The organism is Sphingobium sp. KCTC 72723 (assembly GCF_014280435.1).
GTDB lineage: Bacteria > Pseudomonadota > Alphaproteobacteria > Sphingomonadales > Sphingomonadaceae > Sphingobium.
Genome location: NZ_CP060388.1, coordinates 2,066,383 through 2,092,463, shown reverse-complemented (window position 1 = coordinate 2,092,463; position 26,081 = coordinate 2,066,383). Strand labels below are relative to the sequence as shown.

At 65.3% G+C, this 26,081-nt stretch carries 20 protein-coding genes and 1 tRNA gene; 11 read left to right on the top strand and 10 right to left on the bottom strand.

Annotation, left to right across the window (positions count from 1 at the left end):
• The first annotated feature begins 131 nt into the window (after positions 1-131).
• On the top strand, positions 132-398 hold the full coding sequence (locus SPBM01_RS10375) for a hypothetical protein (protein WP_188065412.1): 267 nt from the start codon (positions 132-134) through the stop codon (positions 396-398).
• Here SPBM01_RS10375 and SPBM01_RS10370 read toward each other — a convergent pair.
• Positions 392-4,594: a translocation/assembly module TamB domain-containing protein gene (locus SPBM01_RS10370; protein ID WP_188065411.1), complete on the bottom strand. Its 4,203-nt coding sequence runs from the start codon at positions 4,592-4,594 to the stop codon at positions 392-394. The genes SPBM01_RS10375 and SPBM01_RS10370 overlap by 7 nt on opposite strands.
• Positions 4,594-6,699 (bottom strand): autotransporter assembly complex protein TamA, encoded by a 2,106-nt coding sequence (locus tag SPBM01_RS10365; RefSeq protein WP_188065410.1) that lies wholly within the window; start codon positions 6,697-6,699, stop codon positions 4,594-4,596. The genes SPBM01_RS10370 and SPBM01_RS10365 overlap by 1 nt, the downstream gene beginning before the upstream one ends.
• 175 nt (positions 6,700-6,874) lie before the next feature.
• Here SPBM01_RS10365 and recJ point away from each other — a divergent pair, with 175 nt between their 5' ends.
• Together recJ and SPBM01_RS10355 are read left to right on the top strand one after the other, a co-directional pair.
• Positions 6,875-8,641 carry a single-stranded-DNA-specific exonuclease RecJ gene (recJ, locus tag SPBM01_RS10360; protein ID WP_188065409.1) on the top strand — a complete coding sequence of 589 codons (1,767 nt, stop codon included), beginning with the start codon at positions 6,875-6,877 and terminating at the stop codon, positions 8,639-8,641.
• Positions 8,642-8,740: 99 nt separating this feature from the next.
• Positions 8,741-8,815 (top strand) — tRNA-Glu (locus SPBM01_RS10355).
• 164 nt (positions 8,816-8,979) lie between these two features.
• On the opposite strand, the gene SPBM01_RS10350 is transcribed toward SPBM01_RS10355, so the two are convergent.
• From SPBM01_RS10350 to SPBM01_RS10335, 4 genes are all read right to left on the bottom strand, one after another.
• Entirely contained in the window at positions 8,980-11,277 is a 2,298-nt protein-coding gene (locus SPBM01_RS10350) for a TonB-dependent receptor (RefSeq protein ID WP_188065408.1), read from the bottom strand.
• A 131-nt stretch (positions 11,278-11,408) separates the two neighbouring features.
• Positions 11,409-12,209 (bottom strand): hypothetical protein, encoded by an 801-nt coding sequence (locus SPBM01_RS10345; RefSeq protein WP_188065407.1) that lies wholly within the window; start codon positions 12,207-12,209, stop codon positions 11,409-11,411.
• A 44-nt stretch (positions 12,210-12,253) separates the two neighbouring features.
• Complete coding sequence (locus SPBM01_RS10340) at positions 12,254-13,402, bottom strand: TonB-dependent receptor domain-containing protein (protein WP_188065406.1); 1,149 nt, start codon at positions 13,400-13,402, stop codon at positions 12,254-12,256.
• Positions 13,402-14,484, bottom strand: coding sequence for an endonuclease/exonuclease/phosphatase family protein (locus SPBM01_RS10335; protein WP_188065405.1), 1,083 nt, complete (start codon positions 14,482-14,484; stop codon positions 13,402-13,404). The genes SPBM01_RS10340 and SPBM01_RS10335 overlap by 1 nt, the downstream gene beginning before the upstream one ends.
• 282 nt (positions 14,485-14,766) lie before the next feature.
• On the opposite strand from SPBM01_RS10335, the gene SPBM01_RS10330 reads away from it, so the two are divergent.
• Genes SPBM01_RS10330 through SPBM01_RS10300 form a run of 7 tightly spaced genes read left to right on the top strand, consistent with a single transcriptional unit; the run spans position 14,767 to position 19,852 of the window.
• Positions 14,767-15,504 carry a DUF2334 domain-containing protein gene (locus SPBM01_RS10330; protein WP_188065404.1) on the top strand — a complete coding sequence of 246 codons (738 nt, stop codon included), beginning with the start codon at positions 14,767-14,769 and terminating at the stop codon, positions 15,502-15,504.
• Between the two features lie 4 nt (positions 15,505-15,508).
• Positions 15,509-16,654 (top strand): glycosyltransferase, encoded by a 1,146-nt coding sequence (locus tag SPBM01_RS10325; protein ID WP_188065403.1) that lies wholly within the window; start codon positions 15,509-15,511, stop codon positions 16,652-16,654.
• Positions 16,651-17,595: a hypothetical protein gene (locus SPBM01_RS10320; RefSeq protein WP_262504391.1), complete on the top strand. Its 945-nt coding sequence runs from the start codon at positions 16,651-16,653 to the stop codon at positions 17,593-17,595. Before SPBM01_RS10325 ends, SPBM01_RS10320 begins: the two co-directional genes overlap by 4 nt.
• Positions 17,592-18,095: a DUF2141 domain-containing protein gene (locus SPBM01_RS10315; protein WP_188065402.1), complete on the top strand. Its 504-nt coding sequence runs from the start codon at positions 17,592-17,594 to the stop codon at positions 18,093-18,095. Before SPBM01_RS10320 ends, SPBM01_RS10315 begins: the two co-directional genes overlap by 4 nt.
• Positions 18,096-18,098: 3 nt before the next feature.
• A complete protein-coding gene (locus SPBM01_RS10310) occupies positions 18,099-19,292 on the top strand; it encodes a glycosyltransferase (RefSeq protein ID WP_188065401.1) in 1,194 nt (397 codons plus the stop codon).
• Positions 19,282-19,458, top strand: a complete 177-nt coding sequence (locus SPBM01_RS10305; protein WP_188065400.1) for a hypothetical protein — start codon at positions 19,282-19,284, stop codon at positions 19,456-19,458. The genes SPBM01_RS10310 and SPBM01_RS10305 overlap by 11 nt, the downstream gene beginning before the upstream one ends.
• A 55-nt stretch (positions 19,459-19,513) precedes the next feature.
• Positions 19,514-19,852 carry a MerR family transcriptional regulator gene (locus tag SPBM01_RS10300; protein WP_188065399.1) on the top strand — a complete coding sequence of 113 codons (339 nt, stop codon included), beginning with the start codon at positions 19,514-19,516 and terminating at the stop codon, positions 19,850-19,852.
• Here the strand turns inward: SPBM01_RS10300 and SPBM01_RS10295 are convergent.
• From SPBM01_RS10295 to SPBM01_RS10285, 3 genes are read right to left on the bottom strand one after another with little or no spacing between them, the layout of a single operon-like run.
• Entirely contained in the window at positions 19,849-20,391 is a 543-nt protein-coding gene (locus tag SPBM01_RS10295) for a SixA phosphatase family protein (RefSeq protein ID WP_188065398.1), read from the bottom strand. The two genes, SPBM01_RS10300 and SPBM01_RS10295, sit on opposite strands and share 4 nt — an antisense overlap.
• Positions 20,388-23,141, bottom strand: a complete 2,754-nt coding sequence (locus tag SPBM01_RS10290) for an ATP-dependent DNA helicase (RefSeq protein ID WP_188065397.1) — start codon at positions 23,139-23,141, stop codon at positions 20,388-20,390. Before SPBM01_RS10290 ends, SPBM01_RS10295 begins: the two co-directional genes overlap by 4 nt.
• Positions 23,142-23,182: 41 nt before the next feature.
• Positions 23,183-23,545, bottom strand: coding sequence for a PilZ domain-containing protein (locus SPBM01_RS10285; RefSeq protein WP_188065396.1), 363 nt, complete (start codon positions 23,543-23,545; stop codon positions 23,183-23,185).
• A 129-nt stretch (positions 23,546-23,674) separates the two neighbouring features.
• Here SPBM01_RS10285 and SPBM01_RS10280 point away from each other — a divergent pair, with 129 nt between their 5' ends.
• Entirely contained in the window at positions 23,675-25,291 is a 1,617-nt protein-coding gene (locus tag SPBM01_RS10280) for a lysine--tRNA ligase (protein ID WP_188065395.1), read from the top strand.
• A 206-nt stretch (positions 25,292-25,497) separates the two neighbouring features.
• Here the strand turns inward: SPBM01_RS10280 and SPBM01_RS10275 are convergent, their stop codons facing one another.
• A complete protein-coding gene (locus SPBM01_RS10275; RefSeq protein WP_188065394.1) occupies positions 25,498-25,968 on the bottom strand; it encodes an RcnB family protein in 471 nt (156 codons plus the stop codon).
• Between the last annotated feature and the right edge of the window lie 113 nt (positions 25,969-26,081).

Below are 26,081 nucleotides of genomic sequence, written 5' to 3'. Positions count from 1 at the left end.
CAATCGACCAACAGATCGCCCGGTCCGGCGTCGGCCTGCCGGATCGGCCTTCCCCCTGCGCAAGTGCGAGGCGCAACGGGGCTGGTAAATTGACGGCGATTTCGAAGCTGCCCCCGGAACGCTGTGTCAGGATGACGCAACCCCAGCGCTGGTCCGGCCTTTGGAAAGACGAGTTTGAGAGATCGCAATTCTGCCCCAAACCTGCAACCAATTGCCCACAGGACGGGCGCATCTGGCTGAGCGGGCTGCGCGCCGGATCGCCCGGCGGCCTGTATGCAGTTGAGTTTATCGGTCGCCAGACGATCGACAAAGGCGCTTACGGGCATTTTGGCCTATCGGACCATTATATACTGGTCGATCAGCTTATCTCCATGAAGCGCCTCTCGCCCGCTCAATAATCCTTCGAATAGCGCAGGTTGGCAGACGATCCGGCATTGGTGCCGGTCTTGGACAACAGGCTCAACGTCCGCGACAGCGCGATTTCCAACTGAGTGGCGGTAAAGCCCTTGGAGTCCGTGATCACCTCCACATAGATATTATTGGAGATATGCTGACCCACCGCCAGCGACGTGCCACGCCCGGTCGCTTCATCGCCACCCACGATGCCGATGCGGTCGAGGCCCGATGCGCCTTGCAGCTTGCCCATCGGGTTCAGCCCGCCGCTGCCCCCGCGCAGGCCGTTCAACGCCGCCGCCAGCTGGATCGCCTGCGTTGCCGACAGGTTGGCCACATTGTCGCCGAACAGGATGCGCGACAATATCTCGTCCTGCGGCAAGGTCGGCGTGGAGATGAAGGCGATGTCGGGCTGCTGTGCGCTGCCGGTCACCTGAATACCCGCCGTCACGGTGTCGATCTTGGTTTGTGCCTTGATCGCCAGCACCGGGTTCAGCATCGGCCCGTTAAAGGTAATGACGCCCTGTTCCAGCTCGAACTGCTTGCCCGAAAAGCTGTAGCGACCACGGATCGATTCCAGCTTGCCGGTCACGCGCGGCGCAGCAGTCGTTCCAGTGACGCGCATGTTGGTTTTCCATTCGGAATCCAGCCCCATGCCCGTGACGTAGATTTCATTGTCGGCCCGCACCCGAATATCGAGTTTCCAGGTCGAGGGCGCAGCCGCCGCCTTGCGATCCGCGATCCGCTGGTCCAGCACGTCGACGCCCTCGCCCTTGCGGCGAACGCCCTGCAACTGGCGGATGTCGGTGCCACCCTGCCAAGCGACCTTGTAACGGGTTTCGGGCAGGGTCAGGTCGCCCTTGATCAGGCCGCCATTGGCTGCGCTGTTGCTGATGTTGAGCGTGCCGCTGACCACGCTGGTGATCGCTTCGCTGCGCGCCAGACGGGCGCGGTCCAGCTTGACGGCAATGTCCATCGGGAAACCGGCGTCGGCGGCCAGCCCGACATTGCCCGACGCCAGCACGCTGCCTTCGCCCGCGCGGCCGGAAAAGTCACGGATTTCCAGATGATCGTTAGTAAAGCGCCCGTCCAGTTTCATCTGGGTGACGCGGGTGCCGAACGTCTCATTCTCATAAGTCAGGGCGTTTGCGCGGGCGATGCCGTTAATGCGCGGATCGGTCAGCCGTCCGCTGAAATCAGCCGCTACGGCGATGCCGCCCGTCAACTGCTGGTCGGCCAAGCCTGCGAAGGAGAACAGCACGTCGGCGGGACCGGCATAGCGGATGCCGCCGCCCAATGGCGCGGCCTGCAATTGCTGCGCCCATCCCGCGCCCGGTCCGGGCGGGGCGAGGGTCGCAACGAAGCGGCCCAGCGTGCTGCTGCCCCGGCGGATCAGGCCGCGCAGGTCGCCGCCCGCCGCCGACAGCTTGCCCTCGATCTGCATCGACACCGGGTTCGACACGGCGGTCAGGCTCGACCGGCGGAAATCGACGATGGCGAGGCGCGTGGTCGCGGTGGGAAAGGCGTTGCCGCTTTGTGCAAAATCGAGCGTCCCGGTCGCCTTGCCGCCGATGCCCAGGCCCGGCGCGGCCATGTTGGCGATGGCAAGGTCGAAATCCTTGAAGCGCGCCTGCAATGCGGTGGTGCCGCCGAACCGCCCGGCCAGATCGACCTTGCCCTGCGGCAGGACCAGCGATGCCGGTTCCAGGCGATAGCCTGATGCTTCGGTGCGGATGATGGCGGGGTTGGCGAGGCGGAAGGGGATGTTGCCGGCCTTCCCCTGCAACGCGACGGCGTAGAGATTGGGGCGCAAGGCCGCGTTGAGCGCGACCGAGAAAGGCACGCCGCTGGAGCCGTCGGCGACCAATTGCGCGCGGCCACGCCCGCCCTGATAGTCGATCCTGCCGCGCGCCTTGCGCACGACATAATCGCCATAGGCCGCATTGGCGATCTGCGCGTCGGCAGTGATGCGCGGCTGGTCGGTCAGCACCATGGATGCGGTGACGATGGCGCGGCCGATCACGATTTCCGCGTCGCCGGGCAATTTGGCGTTGCTGGCGGTGGCGTTGAGGTCGACCCCCTGCGCCTTGCCGACGGCCGCCAGACGCACCGCGCCGGTGATGCCGGACCCGTTCATGCTCAACAGGCCGGTGAAGGGACCGGCGGCGCTTTGCTGCACCGTCCCGGCCATATCGACTCCGGCAAAGCGCGCCTTGGCGATGTCGATCGTCAACGGGCCTTTGGCGGTGCGGATCAGGACATTGGCGAAGAAAGGACCATAAGGCGATCCGCCGGTGGCTTCGAGGCGATAGCCGGCCGCTTCGCCGTTCAGCTTGGCGACGACATCGGACAATTGCACCCCGACATTGGGCCGTGCCGCGCGCAGCACCGCCTGTGGCCGTTCCATCGTGCCGCGCACGATCAGCGCCAGCGGGCCATATTGGCGCGAAGCAGCGGTCGCGTCGAACGCGATCTGGCCGTTCGTGTCGTAACTGCCCGACCCCGACCGGATGGTGAAATTGGGCGCGGCACCTTTAAGGTCTGCCAGCGTGAATTTGCCTTCGGATGTCATGCCTATGCGCCCGGTGGCGATGGCGTTGCCACCCAGAAAATCGCGCACCGACGCATTGTCCCAGCGCGCCGTGCGCACGCCGAAACGCCCCGACAGGCCAAAGCCGCCCTTGGGTCCGGGGACCAGCTTGACGTCGGTGTTCAGGTTGACGATGCCGACGCCGTCGATGCGATAATCATTGACCCTACCCTTCAGCGCGCCGCGATAAAGCGCGTTGTCGAGGTCGGCCAGGATGATGGCGGTGGCATCGATCCGGTCGCTGTCGATCTTGAGATTGTCGCTGATAAGCTTCCCGCCCGCATAGGCGAAATCGCCCTTCACCCGCAGATTGTTCATCAGGCCGCCTGCCGCTGCGTTAAGGCCCGTCACCCGGCTGGCGGTCGCGCTGACGGGAATGCGGATGCGGTCCGCGTCGATCACTGCCCGCCCGTTGGCTTTGAGATTTTCGATGCCGGTCGCGTCGAACGCCAGATATTTGGCCGTGATGTCATAGTCGATGAACGGCGTCGCCATCGGCCCGTCGAGGATGATGGCGGCGCGCACGTCGCGGCCCTTCACCTTGTCCATGATCGCGCCGGGGGTCAGCAGCGCCGCGTTGATCTTCAGCGCGCTGAAGCGGCTCGTGCCAAGGTCGACGCCCCCTTGCGCATCGGCGGAAAGAGCAGGAGAGCGCAGCGTGGCTTTCAGGTTCACGCGCCGTTCGTTAAGGCCCGCAAACAGGTCCACGTCCAGTTGCGGCGCGGTCAGCCGATCGACGGTGCCAGCCATGATCAGGCCGGGGCGGACCGGGCCTTTGGCGGAAAAAGCGCCGTCGCGCGCGGCGATGGCGATGTTGGCAAGCTCACCCTTGGGACTGGTGGCGATGATGCGCCCGTCCCATGCCTGCCACGTCCCCTTGCCGTCCAGCGTCGCGGTCATGCCATCGGTCAGGCCCGACATGGCGGCAATGACGCCGCCCTTGGGCGCGGTCAGCGTGCCGCTCATGGCCAGGCGATTTTGGTCCGGCACCGCGTCCAGCTTCGCTTGCAAGCGGTCGCCGCTATCGACGATGGCGTCGGCGGACAGGATCGCCCGGCCATCGGCGATATGAGTCACACCGTCGATCGCGATTTCGCGCTTCTGGCCGATGACCGGCTTTGCGAGGATGAATTTGCCAATCTTCATCCGGTCGACGTCGATGTCCAGATCGGGCAGAATCGGGGCGTTGGGATCGGTCGGGGTCACATTGAACTGCGGGCTGCGCGCCAGCACGACGAGCGGGGTTTCGAGCAGACTGACCGAGATGTGATTGTTCACATAACGAAACGGCTTCCACACGACATGGACGCGGGGCGACACCGCAAACACGCCCTTGGGATCGCGCAGGACCAGATCGTGGATCACCATGTCGCTGTAGATCGACCCGTCGATCCGCCCGACTTCGATGGCCATGCCCGATTCCAGTTTGAACGCAGCGATCTGCTGGATCAGGAATTTCTTGCCCGGCTGGCTATTGAGGCCAAGCAGCAGGCCCGCCGCCAGCACGACCAGCGCGACGGCAAGGCCGACGATGCCGATCGCGATCTTCTGCCACATCGGGCGCCCTTGCCGGATCACCACGGTCTGGGTCGGGGTGTCGTCCTGCGTCATCAAAAAGCCTGCCCGATACCGATATAGAGGGCGAATTTAGATTCGCCCGGCTGCCGGTTGATCGGCATGGCTATGTCCGCGCGGAACGGACCGAAATTGGTGTAGAAACGCCCGCCGATCCCCACGCCATACCGCATGTCGGAAAATTTGGGGATGGCGCTGTCATAGACCTGACCCGCATCGACAAAGGCGACTGCGCCATAATTGCCGAAGCGATAGCGCCCCTCGACCGCAAATTCATTGACGGAACGGCCACCGATGGGATCATTATTAACGTCCTTCGGACCCAGTTCCTGATAGCCAAAGCCACGCACCGACCCGCCCCCGCCCGCATAGATGCGCCGCGACGGTGCCACGTCATCGCGCGAAACGCCGCTGATGGTGCCAAGCCGCGTGCGCGCGGCGATGACCAGCCCGTCGGACACGGGGTAATAGCCGGTCAGGTCCAATGTGCCGCGCACATAGGGCGACACATTGCCCTGCAACGATGCTTCGGGCGACACGCGGATATTGGCGCGGAAGCCCTTGGTCGGGTTCAGCAGATCGTTGGAGCGGTCATAGCCGACCTGCACCGGCACTGCGCCAATGAAATAGGTCAGCCGCTTGTTCTGGCCCGTCGCCGGGTCGATCGTCGTCTGCTCGTTCGACAGCAGCACTTCCGCGCCATAGCTGTAGGTCCAGCGCTTCTGGAAGATCGGCGTCGATTGTCGCGCCCAACTGATGTTCAGGCCCGCCGTAAACGCTTCATAGGCGTCATATTTCTGATGGTTGATCAGCGCGCCTGCCTGAAATGTCTTGTCGCGCTTGCCTGCATTGGCGCGGCGGAAAATACCCGATACGCCTTGTTCCTGCGTGCCTGCGACGACGCCCGCGATCAGTGCGCCTTCGGGCGGGAACAGGTTGCGATGGGTCCATGTCCCCTCCGCACGGAAACCCTGGCCCGTGCCGTAACCCACTTCCCCCGCCAGCGTGCGCGGCGGCCCGGCCTCCTGCTCGACCGCCAGATCGACATATTCGGTGCCATCCGGTCCCGCTTCGCCCGTGCGCACGGGTTCCACCGCGACGCTGGAAAACAGCCCGGTAGCGACCAATGCCTTGCGCAGGTCGTCCACCTTGCGGCTGTCATACAGGTCGCCGGGGCGGTAGCGGCGGATGACCTCCATATGGTCGGCACCGAACGCCTGCTTGTCGCCGCTAGTGGTGATCGCGCGGAACGTGCCGCGCGGTCCTACATCGACGGGCAGCCTGTAGTCGCCGGTCACGGTCGCGCCGTCGAGCAATATGTCCCGCTCCCCCACCTTGGCGAAGGGATAGCCGGTTTCGGGCAGTTTCAGCGCGACATTGGCTTCGGCCCCCTCGACGTTGGCGGCAACGATATAATCGCCGGTCTGAAGCGGCAGGCTGTCGCGCACCAGCGTCGGTGGCACGGTCGGCCCGGCGGTGATGACTATGGTGCCGATCTTGTAACGCTTGCCCGGCGTGACCGAAATCACGGCTTTCAGCGTCCCGTCGCCGGCCTGATCCAGACTGGCCAGCGCCGTCGCGTCATAATAGCCTTCCGAATGGAACAGGCGGACGGCCAGCGCCTCATCCTCCTGCCCGCGCGCCTGCACCATGGCGGCGGTGTCCGCCTTGCCCTTGCCGTCGATCAGCGCGGATTCGGCGCGGAATGCGTCTTCCAGCCCCGTCTTGCCAAAGCCCTCGATGCTCGTGGCATAGCGAATGTCGGGCAGCTTCGCGTCCGGGTCGGCATCATCTGCAACGTTGGCAGGCACGGTCACACTGTTCAGCGCGGGCAGCGGCTGGGCGAGTTCCTGTTCCGCTGCTGGCTCCGTCGCGGCAGGCAACTCGGTCGCGGCACCCGTCGGCATCTGCGCGTCCAGCCAGCTATCGATGGTAGGCAGCGGCCCGGCTGGATCCGCCCCCTCCATCTTCGGCAGGCGCGCTTCGAACTGGTCGTCGGGCAGGATCGGTTCCTCGGCCTCCGCGGGGGCGGGGACTTCTGCGGGGGCAGGCGGCGTTTGGGCCAGCGCCGGAAAGGGCAGGGCGGCGACGAGGACGAGGCGCAGCACATCCCGAACATAATGCGCCTGCCTGTATCTCATGAAATCGCAATGCCCCCTTATGTCGCCAACCGTAAAAGAGGCCGACAAACGTTCAATACGCGCAACGGGTTAGCCCGGTTCCGTCACGCGGTGCATTTCTGCGACAGCGCGAAAATAGCTGGGGGTGCGCATACAGCATTTCCGCACAAGCGCGAAAGCCTCTAGGAGCGCGGACATGACCTATGCACTCAATGTCGCCCGTTCGATCCTTGGCCAACCGTGGAAATGGCGCGGTGGCGGCGCGGATGCGCGCGATCCGGGCTTTGTCCCCGACGATCTGGTGACGCAATTGCTGCTGGCGCGCGGCTGTCCGCGCGATGCGCTCGACGCGCACCGTAACCCCACGATCCGCGCCTTCATGCCCGACCCCAGCCTGTTTCAGGACATGGACGTTGCGGCGGAGCGCCTGGCCGATGCGATCCGCGATCAGGAAGATGTGCGCATCTTCGGCGACTATGACGTCGATGGCGCGACCAGTGCGGCGCTGCTGATCCGGCTGCTGCGTGACCTGGGACTGGCTGCCAGACCCTATATCCCCGACCGGCTGATGGAGGGCTATGGCCCGTCGGGCGAAGCGCTGGTGCGGCTGGCGGGGGAGGGGGCCAGCCTGATCGTCACCGTCGATTGCGGGGCGCAGGCGTTCGATGCACTGGCGCAGGCGCGCGCCGTGGGCGTGGATGTGGTGGTGGTCGACCATCATAAATGCGCGACAGCGCTGCCGCTGGCGCTGGCGCTGGTGAACCCCAACCGGCTGGACGAAAATGCGGAAGCGGCCACCCATGGCCATCTGGCCGCAGTAGGAGTCGCCTTCCTGCTGGGCGCGGCGCTGGTGCGGGTGCTGCGCGCGCGTGGCTGGTTCGCGGCACGCAAAGAACCGGACCTGATGGCCCTGCTGGACATAGTGGCGCTGGGTACGGTGGCGGACGTCGCGCAATTGCGCGGGCTGAACCGCGCCTTCGTGGCGCAGGGGCTGAAAATCATGGGCAAGCGGCGCAATGTCGGACTGGCCGCGCTGATCGACGCCAGCGGTCTGACGCGTGCGCCCTTATGCCATGATCTGGGCTTTGCGCTGGGACCGCGCATCAATGCGGGCGGGCGCGTGGGGCAGGCGGATCTGGGCGTGCGGTTGCTGACGACGGAGGATCCCGCCGAAGCCGCGCACATAGCGCAGCAACTCAACCACTATAATGAGGAACGGCGCGCCATCGAATCGGGCGTGCAGGAAGAAGCCGAAGCGTTGCTCGCCGCGCAGGACAATCGCGCCGTCGCGGTGATCGCGGGCAAGGGTTGGCATCCCGGCGTCATTGGCATCGTCGCCGGGCGAATCAAGGAAAAGGCCGGACGCCCGGCCATTGTCATCGCGCTGGACGATGCGGGCGTGGGCAAGGGGTCGGGCCGGTCCATTTCGGGCGTCGATCTGGGCGCGGCCGTGCTGGCGGCCAGGGATAGCGGACTGCTGGTCGCAGGCGGCGGCCATGCCATGGCGGCGGGCCTGACGGTCGAGGAAGGCAAGATCGACGCGCTCGCCGATTTTCTGGGCGAACGGCTGGAGGGCGCGGTGGCGCGGGCGCGCGACGACCGGGCGCTGCTGATCGACGCGGTGCTGGCCCCGGCGGGCGTCAATCCCGACTATATCGCCGCCATCGAACAGGGCGGCCCTTATGGTGCAGGCTGGCCCGCCCCACGCATAGCCGCCGGGCCGATGCGGGTGATCAAGGCGGACATTGTGGGCAACGGCCATCTGCGCGCCATATTGGGCGGGGACGATGGCAAATCCTTCAAGGCGATCGCCTTTCGCCAGGCCGAGACGGAATTGGGGCAGGCGATATTGGGTGCGCCGCGCGACCGGCGGCTATGGGTTGCGGGCCGCGCGAAGATCGACGACTGGGGCAGCCGCCCCGCTGCCGAGCTGCATCTGGAGGACGCGGCCTGGGCCGATTGAGCCGCGATTATCATAACTGGCGGAAAGGGGGTTGACCGTCGCGCCGTCTCCTCCTAATGCCCGCCTCGCTTCGCAGCGCCATTTGATGGCGTCGCCAGTGGCCCCTTCGTCTAGCGGTTAGGACGCGGCCCTTTCACGGCTGAAACACGGGTTCGATTCCCGTAGGGGTCACCATTTTCCTGCTGTTGCAGGGCTTTGCTGAGATTAACGACATATTCCGCGCAACGCTTTGTCGCGTCCATGCGACAAGGCCCGCCATGCCGGTTGGGGCATGACGGGCCATATCGTTGCGCGCGTGGTCAGGCGGAAGGCCGGACCCGGCCCTCCGCCCGTTTTGATCAGAAGCCCGCCTTCACCGTGGCGAAGAATTGCGCCGGTGCGCCGACCAGCAGGGTCTGGCCATCGCCGCTATTGCCGAAGCCGCCCGACCCGATCGTCCCGACATAGCGTTCGTCGAGCAGGTTGGTCGCGTTCAGCTGCAATTCCAGCTTGTCGGTGAAGCGATAGCCGATGGAGGCATCGACGATCACCCGTTCCGGCACCGACTGGTCGTTGGTGTAGGTATAATAGCGGCGCGACATATAGTTGGCACCGATCCGGCCGAACGCCCCTTCGCGTTCATAGTTGATTTCGCCGCGCAGCATATGTTTGGGGCTGTCCACCACGGTCTTGCCCGCGATCGCGGCGACCAGCACGCCATTGCCGTTCAATACATCGTTGCGATAGGTCGCATCGGTATAGCTGTACGACCCATAGACGCCAAAACCGCTGCCCAGTTTCAGGTCACCCGCCGCTTCGAAGCCGAAGGAGCGGACATTGCCGACATTCTGGAGCGCGGACGGATTGCCCTGAATCGCCGATCCGACCTGTACCGCGAGCAGGCGGTTGCGGAAATTGACCAGATAGGCACCGATCACGCCGTTGAAGCGGCTGTCATGATAGCGCAGGCCCGCTTCCCATGTGTCGGACTGTTCGGGCTTCAGGCTGTTCTTGATCGCGTCGAAACCGGCCTGGTTGGTCGAGAAGGGACCAGTCGTGGTCGCGCTGGCAAAGGCGCGGGTCGCCTGGGTGAAGCCGCCGAACAGTTCGGCCTGGGGCGAAAGTTCCAGTGCGATGCCCGCGTGCGGCTGGAACCAGTCGCGCGCCTTGATCTTGCCTTCGGGGAAAGTCGCCTGGACGACGGCTTCGGCCTTGTTGGTAACCTGAAACCCCTTCCAGCCCAGATTGATCGTCACCATGCCCAGGTCGATCTTGTCCTGCACATGATATTGGATCGTGTCGGTGGTGAAATCGAACGCCCATTGGGTGGCGAACGGATTGGTCGGATAATCGCGGAAGCTCAGGCCCGGTTCGGTCCGGCTGGCAAAGGCGTAGAAGCGCCGCGCCTGATTGAACTTGTTATTTTCATACCAGCCGCCGACGGTGAAATTCTGGATGCCCAGCGCAAAATCGACGCTGCCGAACATACCGATCCGGTCCATCTGATATTCGGTCGTGCGCACCGACATCGGCACGCCGTTGGGGCTGGGGACATAGGGGGTTCCCCACAGGCCCATGCCCTTGTTATTGTGATAATAGCCCTTAAGCTTGACCGAAGCGGCATCGCCGATCGGCGCGCTGATGCCGACAGCGCCCAGCCAGTCCTTGCGCAGGCCCGCCGCGTCATAATAGGCGTCGTCCGCACTGGTGACATTGCCGGGATAGACCTGACCCGTCGCCACATTCGCGCCGCTATAATCGAACCGGCCGTCGGGGAAGGGCGACCCGCCGCTGTTGCTGCGCACGTCAACGTCATTGTAGCGGCTGGCATAGTCGATCGCGCGGGCATAATCGGGGTAAGTGTTGTCCCAGTCATAGCCGAGGCGATTGATCATCCCCATCGACATGTCCTGATAGTCCTGCTCGCGCCGGTCCGAATAGCTGAGCCACCCGTCCAGCGTCACGTCGCCGATGGGGACGATCAGCTTGGCATTGCCCATATGCTGGTCCTGCGTGCCGGTGCCTTTATATTTGTCGGTCGATCCATAGCCGTAGGAAACGAGCGCACGGATACCGTCGCGGCTGCCCAGCGCCAGCCGGGCAAAGCCGCGCCAGGTTTCGTTGGAGCCATAGGTCAGGTTGCCCTGCCCGCCCATCACATCGGCGGGATCGACCGAGAAGCTTTCCACCGTGCCGCCCAGCGCGTTGGTCGCCTGCGTGCCGATGGACCCGGCCCCCTGCGACACGCGCACGCTGCCGATATTTTCGGAACTGATCGCGCGGGTAATGTGCAGGCCGTTATGATTGCCATAGCTCATGTCGCCCAGCGGGATGCCATCGAAGGTAAAGCCAAGCTGGTTCTGGTTGAAGCTGCGGATAGTGATGCGCTGCGACCATTCATAATTGCCGAACGGGTCGGCCGACTGGAAATTGACGCTGGGCAGCTTTTCGATGGCTTTCAGCGGATTGGTGCCGGGCGTCAGCGTTACGATGTCGCGCGCGCCGATTTCCTGCACCTGCCGGGTTTCGCCCCGGCCGAACACGATGATGGTGGCCGCGTCGGGCGCTTCGGCTGCGGCGGGCGTGGCGTCCTGCGCGAAGGCGGGCAGGGCGATGAACGCGCTCGACGCCATGAGAAGTGCGGTGGAAATACGCATGGTGATAAAAGTCCCCCTTTTGGACTGGTGAATGGGGGCGACCTAGACGCGCGATGTTGCACTGCGATGTGGGACAGGTGACGGAGCCAAGTCGATGATGTGACAGGGGTGAAACAATCGCCCCGCTGGCGTCACTTGTCCGCGATATCGCTCGCCAAGTCGCTTGCCACCATGGTCGTGGCCGCCCGGTCGATGGACCAGAGCCGCCCCGCCACGCGCGGATCCCAGTCGATCGCCTGCCCCGGCGTCGGTATGGGGATCGTGCGCACCAGTTCCAGTTGCGATCCGGCCTGCGGGATACGTACTTCATAGAGTTCGGGCCGGTCATGCCCGGTCACATAGAGCCGCCCGTCGCCGCTCCAGCTTGCACCCGAACAGCTGAACGGGGCGAAGCGATCAAGGATAGCGGGCGGAAAGGTCCATGCCGCTTCCTGCCGGAAAGCGTCGTCCATCCGCACCAGTTGCGTGTAGCGATGGTCGCGCCCCGGCTCGCCGCCCTTGCCCGCATATTGCGCGAACACCGCCCACCATTTGCCGCCATGCCGGTCCAGCACAGTCAGCGATCCGGGGCCGATCCCCAGGCTGACGGTGCGCAGATGGCGCAACGTGCGCGTGTCGAAAAATTCGACCGCGCTGGTTTGCGGCACGGCGGGATAGTTGGACGCGGCACACACCAGTTCATGCCCTGCGACCGTGCAACTGTTCATATGCGGGAACAGCCGCCGCTCGCCTTGCCAGCCCGCGACTCGCTGCCCCGTGGCGATGCGATATTTGCCAATCCGGTCATTGTCGATCGCGTAGGCATGGGTGCCGTCGGATGCCGCGCCCTGCCGTGCTTCGGGCGCGGGGATGCGCAGCGGCTCACTGGCCCATGCAGGCGCGGCGCTGATCGCCAGTGTCAGGGCGCATATCAGGCGGATGGTGTTGCTCATAGCACCCGACCGTTACTGGCCGATGATGACAAACGCATGGCGCGCTAAAGCGGCATCGCCACGCCCAACATCAACCCCCGCGCCTGATCGCCCGCGCGCACCGGCCCGGCCGGATCGTCGCGCAGGAAGGCACTGCTGGCCAGCCGATCAGGATCGGTCAGCCGCAGCGAAACATCCACCGCACCGGGCAGGCGATAGCGCATCTCCCCCTCCACCCGCACGCGCGGGTTCCACCGGCCAATGTCGCCGGCCAGCATCGGCGTGCTGCCCTTCGTCCCGCGCAGCATTGCGTTCCACCGTCCCGCGCGCCATCCCGCCTCGACCGACACCGCATTTTCGTGGGCGCTGATGCCATCATCCTGATGCAGGCGGGTAGAAGTATAGCGCATCGACCAGTGCCAGCGCCGGGACAGATGATGCCGCACGGCAACGCTCCCCCCACGCAGCTGCGCCGACCCGCCATTGCGCGGCATATAGCCACCTTCCACAAACGAAAGCCGGTCCGCGATTCGCCCGTCATGCGCGCCGATCGTCAGCGACAGGCCGGGCGCGGGCGTCCAGCCGATATGGGCCGCCAGACGACCATGCCGTTCGGGACGCAGCGTTTGCACCATCGCGCGGAAATCCTCGCGCGTCATACCCAACGGACCCGACACGCCCGTCTCGCCAAAGCCGCGCAGTGTCTGCCGATAGGCCAGCCCCAGATCGACGCCCGGCGCAACATCCACTGCAACGCCTATGCGCGGCAGAAACCCGTCGCGCGTGCGCAGCCGGTCATTGCTGCCGATCGCCGTGACATTGGCGCTGCGATTGCTGATCTTCACGCCCTGAAACCCCGCCATGACGGTGATGCCATGGTCCAGCGGCACCCGGTCCTCCACCGACAGCAGCAACAGGCGACTACGCGGATGAAATCCCGATACCGTCAGCGGGTCGATCGCCGCGCGCCCCTCACGCGACAGGCTGAACCGTTGCCGCTGGACAAGCACGTCCATGACATGGCCGCGATCGTCCGCCGCCACCGGGCTGAGGCGCGTCAACCGCGCCCGTTCGACTGCTGCGCCCGTGCGCAGCACCAGCGTCACCGTGCGCGGCTTCAGCGTGAAGCGAATGCCTTCGCCCAGCATCTGATCCTGCGCCAGTGCGACACCGGGAACCATGAGCAGCGCCAGCGCCAGAGGAACCACGCGCATCAGCGCGACTCCGCCATGGCAATCCGCACCGGCGCGTCGGCGCCGCCCTCTGCCATGGCATAATGGACGACATAGCCGACATGGTCGGACAGCGGTTCGCCCTGCGCCTCGCTGCCGAAGGGCGTGTGCGCGCCCAGCACCATTGCGCCTGCGCCTGCCGCGCCGCGCGCGAACAGCCAGTCCTTGCCCTTGCCGATGCTGTGCAACAGGTCGTTCTCCGCCACATCGTCGCGCTCTGCCGCCTGCTGCGCGCCACCCCGCGTCACCGCGACGAAGGGCAGGCGGGCGCTGGCAAATTCGCCGAAAAAGGCGGCGCGGCGTTGCGGGTCGCCGCCGATGTTCATGTCGCCGCCCAGCACCAGCCTCTCGCCCTGCGGCACATGGGCCGCAATGAAGCGCGTCATCAGCGCCACTTGCCGCCGATAGGCCAATTGCGTCCGGGCGATGGCGACGCCCGCTGCCTTGCGCGCGTTCAGATGGGTGTTGACGATGGCGACCCGGCCCGCGCCCGGCACGGCCAGATGCGCGATCATCACGCCCTTGTTGGCCAGGCAATCGAACCCGGCGCAGGCGAAATCGGGAAAGGCCAGCCGCTCGGTCGCTTCTATCGGATAGTCGGACAGGATGATGAGGCCGCTGCCCAGTGATTTGCCCATTGCTTCGCCCCGGTCCCAGCGCGCGTCGCGCAAATAGGCGGCATCGGCGGCATCCGGGCTGGCTTGGCTGCGCAGCGCGGCGTCCGGGCCAAAGGCGACATGGCGGTAGCCCGATCGGGCGGCCAGCGCCTGCGCTTCGCTGGAAAAGGCTTCCTGTAGCAGGATGACGTGCGGTTGCTGCCCGGCGCGCCGCAGCGCGACCAATCGCCCGGCGATCCGGTCCAGCGCCGCGCTGCGCCCCGTCGCCACCGGCCAGGGCAGCCCCCTGATATTATAGGTCATCACCGACAGCGCCCCGCCAGCCATGTCGGGCATGACGACACCGGACCGCGCGATCGGGTGGAATCCCTGATCCTCGCTGGTCGCGCCCGATGTCGCCAGCATCGCCATGCCCGTGAACAGCAAGGCTCGAAAAGCTTTGATCATGATGACGTCCCCCCAAGGCCGGCGTCTAGCGCAGGGATGAGTCGGGGTGACGACATTGCGGTGTCAGTCCAGTGAAATATTGGTTGCAATCTATTCACAGAAATGACACTATATTTTCATAATATATCGTTACGATACTAGATTGGATAATATATTACGAATATAAGTAACCTGAATTGGTAGCGTAAAATTACCATGGCGAAATGTTTGTAACAATTAAGTCATCGCTGGCGACGATATGAACGAGCGCAACGACACTCGTTTTGATGTGCAGGGCGCGCCGTGAAAAGACTTCTTGTCTCCATCCATGATGTTGGTCCCCGCTTCGAACGGGAAGTTGACCTGTTGCTGGAGCAGCTGGCCCGCCATGTCCCGTTGCGTGCGCTGGCGATGCTGGTCGTGCCCGATCATATGGGCCAACATCTCCTGATCCCCGGCTCGCCCTTCGCCACACGCCTGCGCAACTGGGCCGATCAGGGCGTAAGCATGTTCGCCCATGGCTGGTTCCACCGCGACGACAGCGTGCATGACGGCATGAGCGCCCGGCTGCGCGCCCGCCACATGACTGCGGGGGAGGGCGAATTTCTGGGGCTGGACGGCCCGCGCGCGGCCCAGCGCATGGCCAACGCCCGCACACTCATCGCACAGATTACCGGCCGGGACGTGGCGGGCTTCATTGCCCCGGCCTGGCTCTATGGCGTGCCTGCGCGCGCCGCTCTGGCGCAGGCGGGCTTTGCCCTGGCGGAAGATCATATGACGGTGTGGCACCCGCCATCGGGGCGGATCGTGGCGCGCGGCCCGGTCATCACCTGGGCCAGCCGCAGCCGTGTGCGGATCGCCGCGTCCTTGTTCGCCGCCCGTGTCCTGCCGCCGCTGCTTGGCTTTGCGCCCGTCGCGCGGGTGGCGGTCCATCCCGGCGACGCCCACGTGCCTGCTTTGCGGGCCAGTATAGACCGCACGCTGGCGCGCATGACGCGCACCCATATGCCAGCGCGCTACGCCGATCTGCTGGCGGCCTGACCCAATGCGCATCCTGACCTTCCTGCACAGTTTCGAGCCGGGCGGGGTGGAGCGCGTCGCGTTGCGGCTGGTGCGCCACTGGCGCGCGGCGGGCGTGGACGCGCCGCTGTTCCTGGGCCGCACTGACGGCGCGATGCGGCAAGAACCGGACCTGAAGCTGGATGGCCATGTTCCGCGCCCGCTGCCCATCTCCACGGCGCGTTGCGAAACCCTGTGGATGATTGCCACATTGCCCTTCACCATTCGGCGGTTGCGCCCCGACGCCCTGTTTTGCGCGGGCAACTGCTATGCCGTGGTCGCTGTCGCGATGAAACTGCTGCTCGGCCGCGCCTGCCCGCCGATCGTGGCAAAGATCAGCAACGATCTGGAACGGCGCGAAATGGCGTGGCCCGCGCGCATCGCCTACCGGGCATGGCTGCGGGTGCAGGGGCGCTGCATCGACCATTTCGTGGCGATGGCACCGGGGCTGGAGCAGGAAATCGTCCGGCTGATCCGTCCGGCATCCGGCGCAGTCAGCATCATTCCCGATCCCGCGCTCTCGCTCGACCAGATCGCCCGCCTGCGTGCCGCGCGGCGCGCTGGCGATGGGAAGGGCAGGCTGTTCGTCGCGATCGGTCGCCTCGTGGCCCAAAAAAACTATACGCTGATGCTCCATGCCTTCGCGCAGGGCAGCCGCGCCGACGACCGCTTGCACATTTATGGCGAAGGCCCGGCGCGAAGCCATATCATTACGTTATCGCAACGACTTGGCATCGACGCCCGCGTCACCCTGATGGGCTATGTTGCCGATCCCGCCACCTGTATCGGCGATGCGGACGTTTTCCTGCTCGCCTCCGACTATGAAGGCGTCCCCGCCGTCCTGCTGGAAGCGCTGGCCGTGGGCCTGCCCGTCATCGCCACGCAATGCAGCGCAGCCATGCCCGAATTGCTTCAAAATGGCGTTTTGGGTCAACTGGTTACATCGCGCAACACTGTCCATCTCGCTGTCGCCATATCGCAGGCCGATACGCTCTCGCAAGACGCCGACGCCAGTCTGGAACAGGCGCGCCGCTTCACGCTGGAACGCGCCGCGCCCGCCTATCTGCGGGCCTTCGCCGCGACCCGGCGCACCCCATTACCCTTCCCCTCCACAACGCCGAGCCTGACATGACCGGACCCTCCTCGACCCTGTGCCTATCTCAGCCAGCCACGTCGATCGACGCTGGCGCGCTCGACCCCCAGCCGCTGATCGCGCAGGGGCGCAACTGGGTCCGCTGGGCCGGGCCATTGCTGTCCGCGCTGATCCTGATCGTCGCGCTCGTCCAGTTTCGTGACACCGATCTCGCCAGCCTGATCGCGCTGGTGCCGCAAGCGCCGGGTTTCTGGGTCGCATTGGCCTTCTATTATCTGGCTGGTCCCCTATCCGAATGGGTGATTTTTCGCCGTCTGTGGACTATCCCTGCCGACGGCTTCGTCGCGCTGCTGCGCAAGCTGGTCAGCAATGAAATCCTGCTGGGCTATCTGGGCGAAGTCTATTTCTACGCCTGGGCGCGCCGCCATGCAAAGATCACGACTGCCCCCTTCGGCGCGATCAAGGATGTGACGATCATGTCCGCGCTGGTCGGCAACGGGGTGACGCTGCTCATGCTGGGGCTGGCCCTGCCGCTGCTGGGCGGCGTCGATGTCGGGCTGAACAGTTGGGAAGTGGGCGGATCGCTGCTGTTCGTGCTGGCGACGTCGCTGGCTGCGATGCTGCTGCGGCGACGGCTGTTCACCTTGCCCCGCCGCGAATTATGGATCGTCGCGGCCATCCACCTCGCCCGCATCGTCGCCACGACCTGCCTTGCCGCGCTAATGTGGCACATGCTGTTGCCTGATGTCGCGCTCAGCTGGTGGCTGCTGCTCGGCACGTTGCGCCAGTTGATTTCGCGCCTGCCCTTCCTGCCCAACAAGGATGTCGTTTTTGCCGGGATGGCGGCCTTCCTGATTGGGCGGGACAGCGAAATCGTGTCGGCCATGGCGCTGATGGCTTCGCTCATCCTGCTGGCGCATCTGCTGCTGGGCATGGTGCTGGGTACGGCCGAACTGCTGCGCGAAGGACGGACGCGATGATCGGCGCGCTGCTGCTGGCGACCGCGACGATCGCTTCCACGCCCGACCTTGGCAAGGCAGAGGGGCAATGCCGCGCGGATGAGCGGGGGCCAGCCTATCTGGTCGATGTCACGGGCCTGAAGGACCGGGCGGGCCGGCTCAAGCTGGAACTCTATCCCGCCAACGACGCCGATTTCCTGGCCGACGACAATCAACTGATCGCGGCGGGCAAGCCCTTTGCGCGGGTGGATGTGCCGGTGCCTGAATCCGGGCCGGTCCATCTGTGCATCCGTGCGCCCGCGCCTGGCACCTATGCGCTCAGTCTGCTGCACGACCGCGACGCCAACCGGCGCTTCGCTTTGTCGATCGACGGCGTCGGATTTGCGGCCAACCCCCGTCTGGGACTGGCCAAGCCGCGTGCCGCTGCGGCCAGCGCCGCCGTGGGGGCTGGGCCAACGCGCATCGGCATCATCGTCAATTATCGCCGGGGGCTGTTGTCCTTTGGCCCAGGGGGGAAATGAGCCATGCGGATCGTGGATGTCTGCGCCTTTTACGCGCCGCGCGGCGGTGGCGTGAAAACCTATGTGGAGCGCAAACTGCAGGCCGGGGCAGCGGCGGGGCATGAAATCATCATCGTCGCGCCATCGGACAATGCGCAGGTGATGGAAGCGCAGGTGACGGGGGGATCGGCAGGGGGCGGGCGCATTGTCATGATGCCCGCGCGCCGCTTCCCGTTCGATCGCCGCTATTGCTATTTCGATGACGAAGCCTCGCTCCACACCATGCTCGACCGGCTGCAACCCGACATGGTGGAAGCGTCCTCCCCCTGGACCAGCGCGGCGATGGTCGCTCGCTGGCCCGGCGCTGCGCCGCGCGCGCTCATCATGCACGCCGATCCGCTGTCGGCCTATGCCTATCGCTGGTTCGGGTCGATGCTCAGCCGACAGGCGATCGACCGGGGGTTCGACTGGTACTGGCGGCATTTGCGGCGGATGGACGACAGTTTCGACATGATCGTCAGCGCCTGCGACAGTTTGAGCGAGCGGCTGACGGCGGGGCGTCTGGCCAATGTCGTGACATTGCCGATGGGCGTAGAGCCGGGCCATTTCACGCCTGCGCGCCGCAATGAGGATCTGCGGGCGCGCCTGCTCGCCCGCTGTGGCCTGGGACCGGACGCCACCCTGCTGCTGGGCGTGGGCCGTCATGCCCCCGAAAAACGCTGGCCCATGGTGATAGAGGCGGCAACATCGGCAGGCTATCGCAACCCGCTGGGCCTTGTGCTGGTGGGCGACGGGCGCGATCGCGCCCGCGTGCGTCGGGCTGCGGCGAACAATCCCCATATCCAGCTGCTCGCGCCCACATCCGACCGGGCCAGACTGGCCGAACTGCTGGCCAGCGCCGATGCACTGGTCCATGGCGGGGAAGCGGAAACCTTTTGCATGGCGGTGTCCGAAGCACGGGCCAGCGGCCTGCCGGTGATCGTCCCTGACGAAGGTGGGGCGTCGGATCAGCTCCAGCCGGGCAGCGGCTTCCTCTATCGCGCGACGCAGGCAGACAGTCTGGCGGAAACGATCGCGCATTTCATCGCCACCGGACCGGCACGGCACCGCGCCCATGCCACTGCCCTTGCCCCGACCGTTATCACCATGGACGATCATTTTGCCCGGCTGTTCCACGCCTATGAACAGATTGTCGATGGCCGCCGTCATGCTGCTTGACCATCCGCTGCCATCGCGGGGTGCCAAGCAATCCGCGCCGACCGCCCCCGTCCGCCGCGCGCAGCCCCATCATTGCGGGCTGCTGCACCGGCCCGATCGCGGCGAGTGGTCGGTCATGGCCGCGATCCTGTCGTGGATGCTGCGGCCGGAACGGACGAAGCGCTGACCGCAAAATTTACCAAGGTTGACGTTTGCCGGTCTTAGGGTGCAACATCGCCGTCATGAAAAAGGCGGAGGGTGCATTACTGACGATCAGCGAACTGGCTGACGAACTTGCCTTGCCCCAGCATATCCTGCGCTATTGGGAAACGCGCTTTCCCCAGCTTCGGCCGCTGCAACGGTCCGGCAATCGCCGCTATTACCGCCCCGCCGACGTCGCGCTGGCCCGGCGTATCCATGCGCTGCTCAATGTCGAGGGGTTCACGGTCAAGGGCGCGCAAAAGGCATTGGGTGAAGCCGACGGAGTCGGGGATCGCCCCGTTATCCAAACGGATGACAGGGGTTTGATCGCCCGGCTGGAGAAGATACGGGCGGAACTGGCAAGTGCGCTGAAACTCTAGCGCGCACCCGGACCCAGTGCCGGGTCCAGGTCGCGCGGGCGGGTGAAGCTGGCCAGCGTCGCCACATTGTCCCGCGCCTGCGCCCAAGTGTCGATCGCCAGGTCCAGCACCGCGATGCTGGCGGTCGGGAATTTGACCTCCACATCCTCGCGCAGCGGGCTGGCACCATTATCGGCCACCAGGTCGAGGATCAGTTCCTCCATCCCCGGATTATGTCCGGTCAGCAGCACGCTGTCCGCGCTGTCGGGAAGCTCGCGCACCACGTCGAACAAGATTGGGGAGGATGCCAGATAGATGCGCCGGTCCCAATGGGCGTCCAACACCTGACCATAGCCGGTGAAGAATGTCTCCAATGTCTGCACCACCCGCACGGCGGGGGACGCGACCAGCATGTCGAACGCCATGGCGCGGGTGCGGGCGAACTGGCCCATCAACAGCGCTGCTTTTTCCCCCCGTCGGTTGAGCGGGCGGTCGAAGTCGCGAGCCACCGGATCGTCCCAGTCGGACTTGGCGTGGCGCAACAGGGTCAGCCGCTTCATTCTCTCTCCTGACGGGCGCTGCCGGATTCGGCCCCCTGATGCCCCAAAGCGGCTGCTTCGCCAAGTATTTGCGCACGCGCCTGCACGCTCACCGCAATGATCGCTTCGTCCAGCGTCAGGCGGCGGATCGGCGTGCCGGGGGGAAAGGCGCTGAGCAGGCGGCTGGGCATGGCGGCGGACAGGATGACGAAACTGCCCTTGTCCTCCGCCCGGCGAATGAGCCGCCCGAATGCCTGCGCCAGCCGCGCGCGGATCAGCCGGTCATCATAGGCATTGCCGCCGCCAGCCAGTCGTCGCGCGGCGTGCAGCACGGTCGGCTTGGACCATGGCACCCCTTCCATCACCACCAGCCGCAGCGAATGGCCCGGCACATCCACCCCGTCGCGCAGGGCATCGGTGCCGAGCAGCGACGCGCGCGGATCGTCGCGAAAAATATCGACCAGCGTGCCGGTGTCGATCGGGTCGACATGCTGCGCGTAAAGCGGCAGGCCGCCGCGCGCCAGCCGGTCGGCGATGCGGGCATGGACGCTGCGCAACCGGCGGATGGCGGTAAAAAGCCCCAGAGTGCCGCCGCCCGCCGCCTCGATCAACCGGCCATAGGCACCCGACAGCGCGGCAATGTCGCCCCGCTTGATGTCGGTGACGATCAGCACCTCGGCGCGGGCGGCATAATCGAACGGGCTGCTTGCCTCGAACCGTTCTGCACCATGGGGCAGGTGGCTCGCGCCGCTGCGGCTTTCCGCATTGCCCCAATCGCCGCCCCCTTTCAGCGTCGCGGACGTGACGATCACTCCCTGCGCGGGTTTCAGCACCGCTTCGGCCAATGGCCTGCTGGGGTCCAGCCAGTGGCGGTGGATGCCGATATCATATTCGCGCCCCTCGACCCGGTCGACCGTCATCCAATCGACATAGTCGGGATCAGCCGGGCCGCCGATCCGCGCCAGCAGCGCCAGCCATGCGCCGATCAGGTCGCGCCGCCACCCCAGCGATGCCACGGCCCCCTCGATCCGCGCCCGCGCCGCGCCGTCCAGCCAGTCGGGCGCATCCTCAATCACGGCTTCCAGCCGCCGCGACAGGCGGGTGAGCGGGCGAAGCAGCGCGTCGAGCGCCAGCGCGGCCTCCTGCGCTGCTTCCACCAGTGGCCCGTCCGGTTCGGCCAGTTCGGTTTCCAGGCCATAGCCTGCGTCCGCTTCGCCTGTATCGGCAGCGCGCGCGAACACGGTGCCGCGCACGGCGGCCAGCATTGCTTCGACCGGGCCGAACGGTTCGCCCGCGACGACCCGTTTCAGCCACTCGTCTGCAGGCAATGCTTGCGCCGCGTCGGCGGCGTCGCGAATCGCCTCGCCCCCTTCGGCATCGTAACTGGCCAGGTCCGACAGGCGCGCAGACAGGCCACGCCGCCGCCCGCGCGATCCGCCCTCCGGTCCCATGATCCAGCGGCGCAGCTCGATCGCTTCCTGACCCGACAGAAGGACGGAGAATGTCGAATCGGCGGCGTCGAACAGATGATGGCCTTCGTCAAAGACGATGCGTTGCGGCCGCTGCCCGGTTTCGCGCCCACGCGCGGCGTTGATCATCACCAGCGCATGGTTGGCGATGACGATGTCCGCGTCGGCGGATGCCCGCGCGGTGCGTTCGATGAAGCATTTGCGATAATGGGGGCAGCCGGCATAAATGCACTCGCCGCGCCGGTCGGTCAGCGCCGTCGATCCGTTGCGGCGGAACAGGGTGGGCAACCAGCCGGGCAGGTCGCCGCCGATCATGTCGCCATCCTTGCTGAACGCGGCCCAGCGCGCGACCAGTTGCGCCAATATCGCGGCGCGGCCGGTAAAGCCGCCCTGCAACGCATCCTCCAGGTTGAGCAGGCACAGATAATTTTCCCGCCCCTTGCGCACCACCACGCGGCTGGCCGCAACGGCGGCATCGGGAAACAGGCGCAGCGATTCGCGGTCGAGCTGGCGTTGCAGCGCCTTGGTATAAGTGGAAACCCACACCGTGCCTTGTGCTTGAGCCGCCCAGAGCGAGGCGGGGGCGAGATAGCCCAACGTCTTGCCGATGCCCGTCCCTGCTTCGGCCAGCAGCATGTTGGGCTGGTCGCGATGGGCGCGGGGGCGAAACGCGCCGATCGCGGCGGCGGCATAGGCGCGCTGGCCGGGGCGGGGTTCGGCCCCCACGCCGGTCAGCGCGTCGAGCCGGGCCAACACCTGCCCTTCGTCCAGCGTCACCGTGCGCGGGGCGGGGCGGGGTTGCGCTTCCTCCCATTCGGGCAATTTGGAAAACAGCCAGCGTTCGGCCTCTTTGGGCTTGGCGATTCGCGGGGCAATGATGGGCGCCCAGGGCCAGCGCAGCCGATGCAGCGATTGGGCCGCTGTCCAGCCACCCTCCCGCTCCCGCCATTCCGGTGCGCCCATCCGGTCCAGCATCGCCTGCGCCGCGCTTTGCAGCAAAGCGGGGATTTCGACTTCGCTGGTGGGAACGGGCAGGCCCAGCGCGGTGGCCAGTCCCTTGGGCGTTGGCACCAGAAAGCGGGCAGGGTGCAGAAAGGCCCATAATTCCAGCAGGTCGAGGCCGTTGAGATCGGGATAGCCCAGCCGCTGCCCGGTAAGCGGCGCATTGAGCAGCAGCAAGGGCGTTTCGGCGGCGCGCCCGATCGCCTGCCCCTTGGCCAGTTCGCGGGTTCGCCCATCCTCGCGCAGCCAGATGCCGCCATGGCTGGCGTGGAGTGCGGGCAGGGATGCGGGGTCAATCACGCACCCGACTTAGGTGAGTGGGAACAAAAGGAAAACCTGTTTCAGCTCGTCCGGCGGCCGAAACCGCCACCGCCGGTAGCCATCACGCGCGGGCGCGCATGGAAGGCCGCGGGGGCGTGGCGCGCGGCCCGCGCCATTTCCAGTTTTTCGAACAGCGGTCCATCGCCGATCTCATAGGGGAAGCGGATGCCCATACGGTCCTCCTCGGACCAGCGCACCGTGCCGAACGTGACATGACCGTCCAGATCGATCTGACATTGCGATCCGGCTGGCAGCGTGCAGCCAGTCACCTGCGCCCCACCTTCACTCAGGTCGACGATCGTGCCTTCCAGGCTGTCTAGCACGGTCGTGACAACGATGGCGATGTCGACGACGATGCGTTCGCGGGTGCGCAAGATATGCATGGTGCCTCCAGAAACGGCATTATCGGCCAACAGGGTTAATGAAATCTGAAAAGCGGACGCGATTCTTAACCCTGATTTGCCGTCAAAGGCCGTTTCCTTTCGGCAGGCGGACGGCTAGGGGCTGGAAGCATGACCGACACCGATATTCTCCGCACCGCTGCGCTGGCGGCCAAGTCCTGGCCCTATGAGGAAGCCCGCAAGCTGCTCAAGCGCTACCCCAACGGCGCACCGGACAAGCCTGTCCTGAGCAGCGGCGAAGCCGCCGCCGAAGGGGGCTATATCCTGTTCGAGACCGGCTATGGCCCGTCGGGCCTGCCGCATATCGGCACGTTCAACGAGGTGCTGCGCACGACCATGGTGCGCAATGCTTTCCATGCCCTGTCGGATATTCCCACCCGGCTGGTGGCATTCAGCGACGATATGGACGGGCTGCGCAAGGTGCCGGAAAACGTCCCCAACCATGCGATGCTGACGGAATATCTGGGCAAGCCGTTGACGCAGGTGCCGGACCCGTTCGGCAAGTTCGAAAGTTTCGCGCATCACAACAATGCGATGCTGCGCGAATTTCTCGACCGCTTCGGCTTCGATTATGAATTTGTGTCTGCGACGGAGCGCTATCAGGCAGGCGCCTTCGATGAAGCGCTGCGTCAGGTGCTGCGCCGCTATCAGGCGATCATGGACATCATGCTGCCGACCTTGCGCAAGGAAAGGCAGGCGACCTATTCGCCCGTCCTGCCGATTTCGCCCAAAAGCGGCATCGTGTTGCAAGTGCCGGTCGAAGTGATCGACGCCGAAACAGGCATGATCCGCTTCGAAGATGAGGGCGAGATGGTCGAAATGTCGGCCCTTTCGGGCGCGACAAAGCTGCAATGGAAGGTCGACTGGGCCATGCGCTGGTATGCGCTGGGCGTCGATTATGAAATGGCGGGCAAGGATCTGATCGATTCGGTCACGCAATCGTCCAAAATCTGCCGCGCGCTGGGTGGCCGCCCGCCCGAAGGCTTTAATTATGAGATGTTCCTCGACGAAAAGGGCGAGAAAATCTCCAAGTCCAAGGGCAATGGCCTCAGCCTGGAGCAATGGCTGACCTATGGCCCGCAGGAAAGTCTGGCCTTCTACGCCTATCGTGAGCCGAAAAAGGCCAAGCAACTGCATATGGGCGTCATTCCGCGCGCCGTGGACGATTATTGGCAGTTCCGGGTCAACTATCCCAATCAGGCGATCGAACAGCAACTGGGTAATCCGGTGCATCATGTCCATGACGGCAAGCTGCCGGAAGGCAAATTGCCCGTAACATTCGGTCTGCTGCTCAATCTGGTCGGCGTGATGGGCGAAGCATCGCGCGATCAGGTATGGAGTTACCTCCAAAATTATGTCGAGGGTGCGAACGCGGAAACCTATCCTGAACTGGACGCGCTGATCGGCCATGCGCTGGCCTATCATCGCGATTTCGTGGCCCCCACGCTTCGGCGCCGCGCGCCGGACGCCAATGAAGCAGCGGCGTTGCAGCGGCTCGACACAGAATTGGCCGCTCTGCCCGAAGGGGCGTCGGCGGAAGATATCCAGAATATCGTCTATGCCATCGGCAACGACGAAGCGTTCGGCTTTGCCGAGCTGCGCGACTGGTTCAAGGCATTGTATCAGACGCTGCTGGGTGCGGATCAGGGGCCGCGGATGGGTAGCTTCATTGCGCTTTATGGCGTGGAAAACAGCCGCAAGCTGATCGCGCAGGCAATGTCAGCCTGACCAGATAATAAGGCCGGAGCGGAACTTTTTGCCCGCTTGTGTGTTTCGAGCATCGGTCCACCCCCCTTTCGGACTGGTGGCGCGCCTCGCGCGGGCCATCGGCCGCGCCTGCCCGGCAACGGGCAGCGCGGCCAAGCGGGCGGAATAGAGAAACGGCCCCGGACCATGATGGTCCGGGGCCGTTCCTTCATGCGATCAGCGGTTGCTTACCAGAAGAAGCCGCGATGCGCCTGGATCACGCGGCCGGTGCGGACATTGACCAGCAGCACGTCGTTATAGTGGCGAACCCAGCGCTGGTTGGCCCCTACGCCTGGCAGGCGATAGCGGCGCGGATCAGCAATGTAGTAGCGCGAGTTGTAATAAGCGGGGCGAAGCTGCGCACCGGCGTTCCACTGGCTGTAGCGGAACGGCGCGCGCCAGTTGCCGCCGCGATAGACGTCCCGGTGGCTGCGGCGATAATCGCGCCAGTCCTCACGAGTTTCCTGACGGGCGTCGCGCACGTCGCGGCGCTGTTCGCGCACATCGCGGCGATCGCCATAGCGTTGCGCCTGGCGCAGGTCGCGCTGTTCTTCGCGCAGGTTCCGTTCGCTGCGGCGGGCTTCACCCAGCGACTGGGCCGAAGCGACGCTGGGCGCAAGAGTGGCGGCCAGCAGGCCGAGGATAATCAGTTTACGCATATCTCGTCTCCCATTCTGCCTGGCGATGAACCCGGTCCGGCTGGACTGGTTCCCTGTCGCCAACACATAAGGATATGGCCCCCCGCGCCTGAACGAGTCGGGAATGAGATTGC

What these genes read in the sequence shown, in the direction of transcription:
- SPBM01_RS10275 (WP_188065394.1), bottom strand. Translation starts at nt 25,968, where the DNA reads ATGCGTAAACTGATTATCCTCGGCCTGCTGGCCGCCACTCTTGCGCCC.
- SPBM01_RS10315 (WP_188065402.1), top strand. Translation starts at nt 17,592, where the DNA reads ATGATCGGCGCGCTGCTGCTGGCGACCGCGACGATCGCTTCCACGCCC.
- SPBM01_RS10300 (WP_188065399.1), top strand. Translation starts at nt 19,514, where the DNA reads ATGAAAAAGGCGGAGGGTGCATTACTGACGATCAGCGAACTGGCTGAC.
- SPBM01_RS10325 (WP_188065403.1), top strand. Translation starts at nt 15,509, where the DNA reads ATGCGCATCCTGACCTTCCTGCACAGTTTCGAGCCGGGCGGGGTGGAG.
- SPBM01_RS10350 (WP_188065408.1), bottom strand. Translation starts at nt 11,277, where the DNA reads ATGCGTATTTCCACCGCACTTCTCATGGCGTCGAGCGCGTTCATCGCC.
- SPBM01_RS10285 (WP_188065396.1), bottom strand. Translation starts at nt 23,545, where the DNA reads ATGCATATCTTGCGCACCCGCGAACGCATCGTCGTCGACATCGCCATC.
- SPBM01_RS10280 (WP_188065395.1), top strand. Translation starts at nt 23,675, where the DNA reads ATGACCGACACCGATATTCTCCGCACCGCTGCGCTGGCGGCCAAGTCC.
- SPBM01_RS10345 (WP_188065407.1), bottom strand. Translation starts at nt 12,209, where the DNA reads ATGAGCAACACCATCCGCCTGATATGCGCCCTGACACTGGCGATCAGC.
- SPBM01_RS10295 (WP_188065398.1), bottom strand. Translation starts at nt 20,391, where the DNA reads ATGAAGCGGCTGACCCTGTTGCGCCACGCCAAGTCCGACTGGGACGAT.
- SPBM01_RS10365 (WP_188065410.1), bottom strand. Translation starts at nt 6,699, where the DNA reads ATGAGATACAGGCAGGCGCATTATGTTCGGGATGTGCTGCGCCTCGTC.
- SPBM01_RS10335 (WP_188065405.1), bottom strand. Translation starts at nt 14,484, where the DNA reads ATGATCAAAGCTTTTCGAGCCTTGCTGTTCACGGGCATGGCGATGCTG.
- SPBM01_RS10375 (WP_188065412.1), top strand. Translation starts at nt 132, where the DNA reads ATGACGCAACCCCAGCGCTGGTCCGGCCTTTGGAAAGACGAGTTTGAG.
- recJ (WP_188065409.1), top strand. Translation starts at nt 6,875, where the DNA reads ATGACCTATGCACTCAATGTCGCCCGTTCGATCCTTGGCCAACCGTGG.
- SPBM01_RS10310 (WP_188065401.1), top strand. Translation starts at nt 18,099, where the DNA reads ATGCGGATCGTGGATGTCTGCGCCTTTTACGCGCCGCGCGGCGGTGGC.
- SPBM01_RS10305 (WP_188065400.1), top strand. Translation starts at nt 19,282, where the DNA reads ATGCTGCTTGACCATCCGCTGCCATCGCGGGGTGCCAAGCAATCCGCG.
- SPBM01_RS10370 (WP_188065411.1), bottom strand. Translation starts at nt 4,594, where the DNA reads ATGACGCAGGACGACACCCCGACCCAGACCGTGGTGATCCGGCAAGGG.
- SPBM01_RS10340 (WP_188065406.1), bottom strand. Translation starts at nt 13,402, where the DNA reads ATGCGCGTGGTTCCTCTGGCGCTGGCGCTGCTCATGGTTCCCGGTGTC.
- SPBM01_RS10320 (WP_262504391.1), top strand. Translation starts at nt 16,651, where the DNA reads ATGACCGGACCCTCCTCGACCCTGTGCCTATCTCAGCCAGCCACGTCG.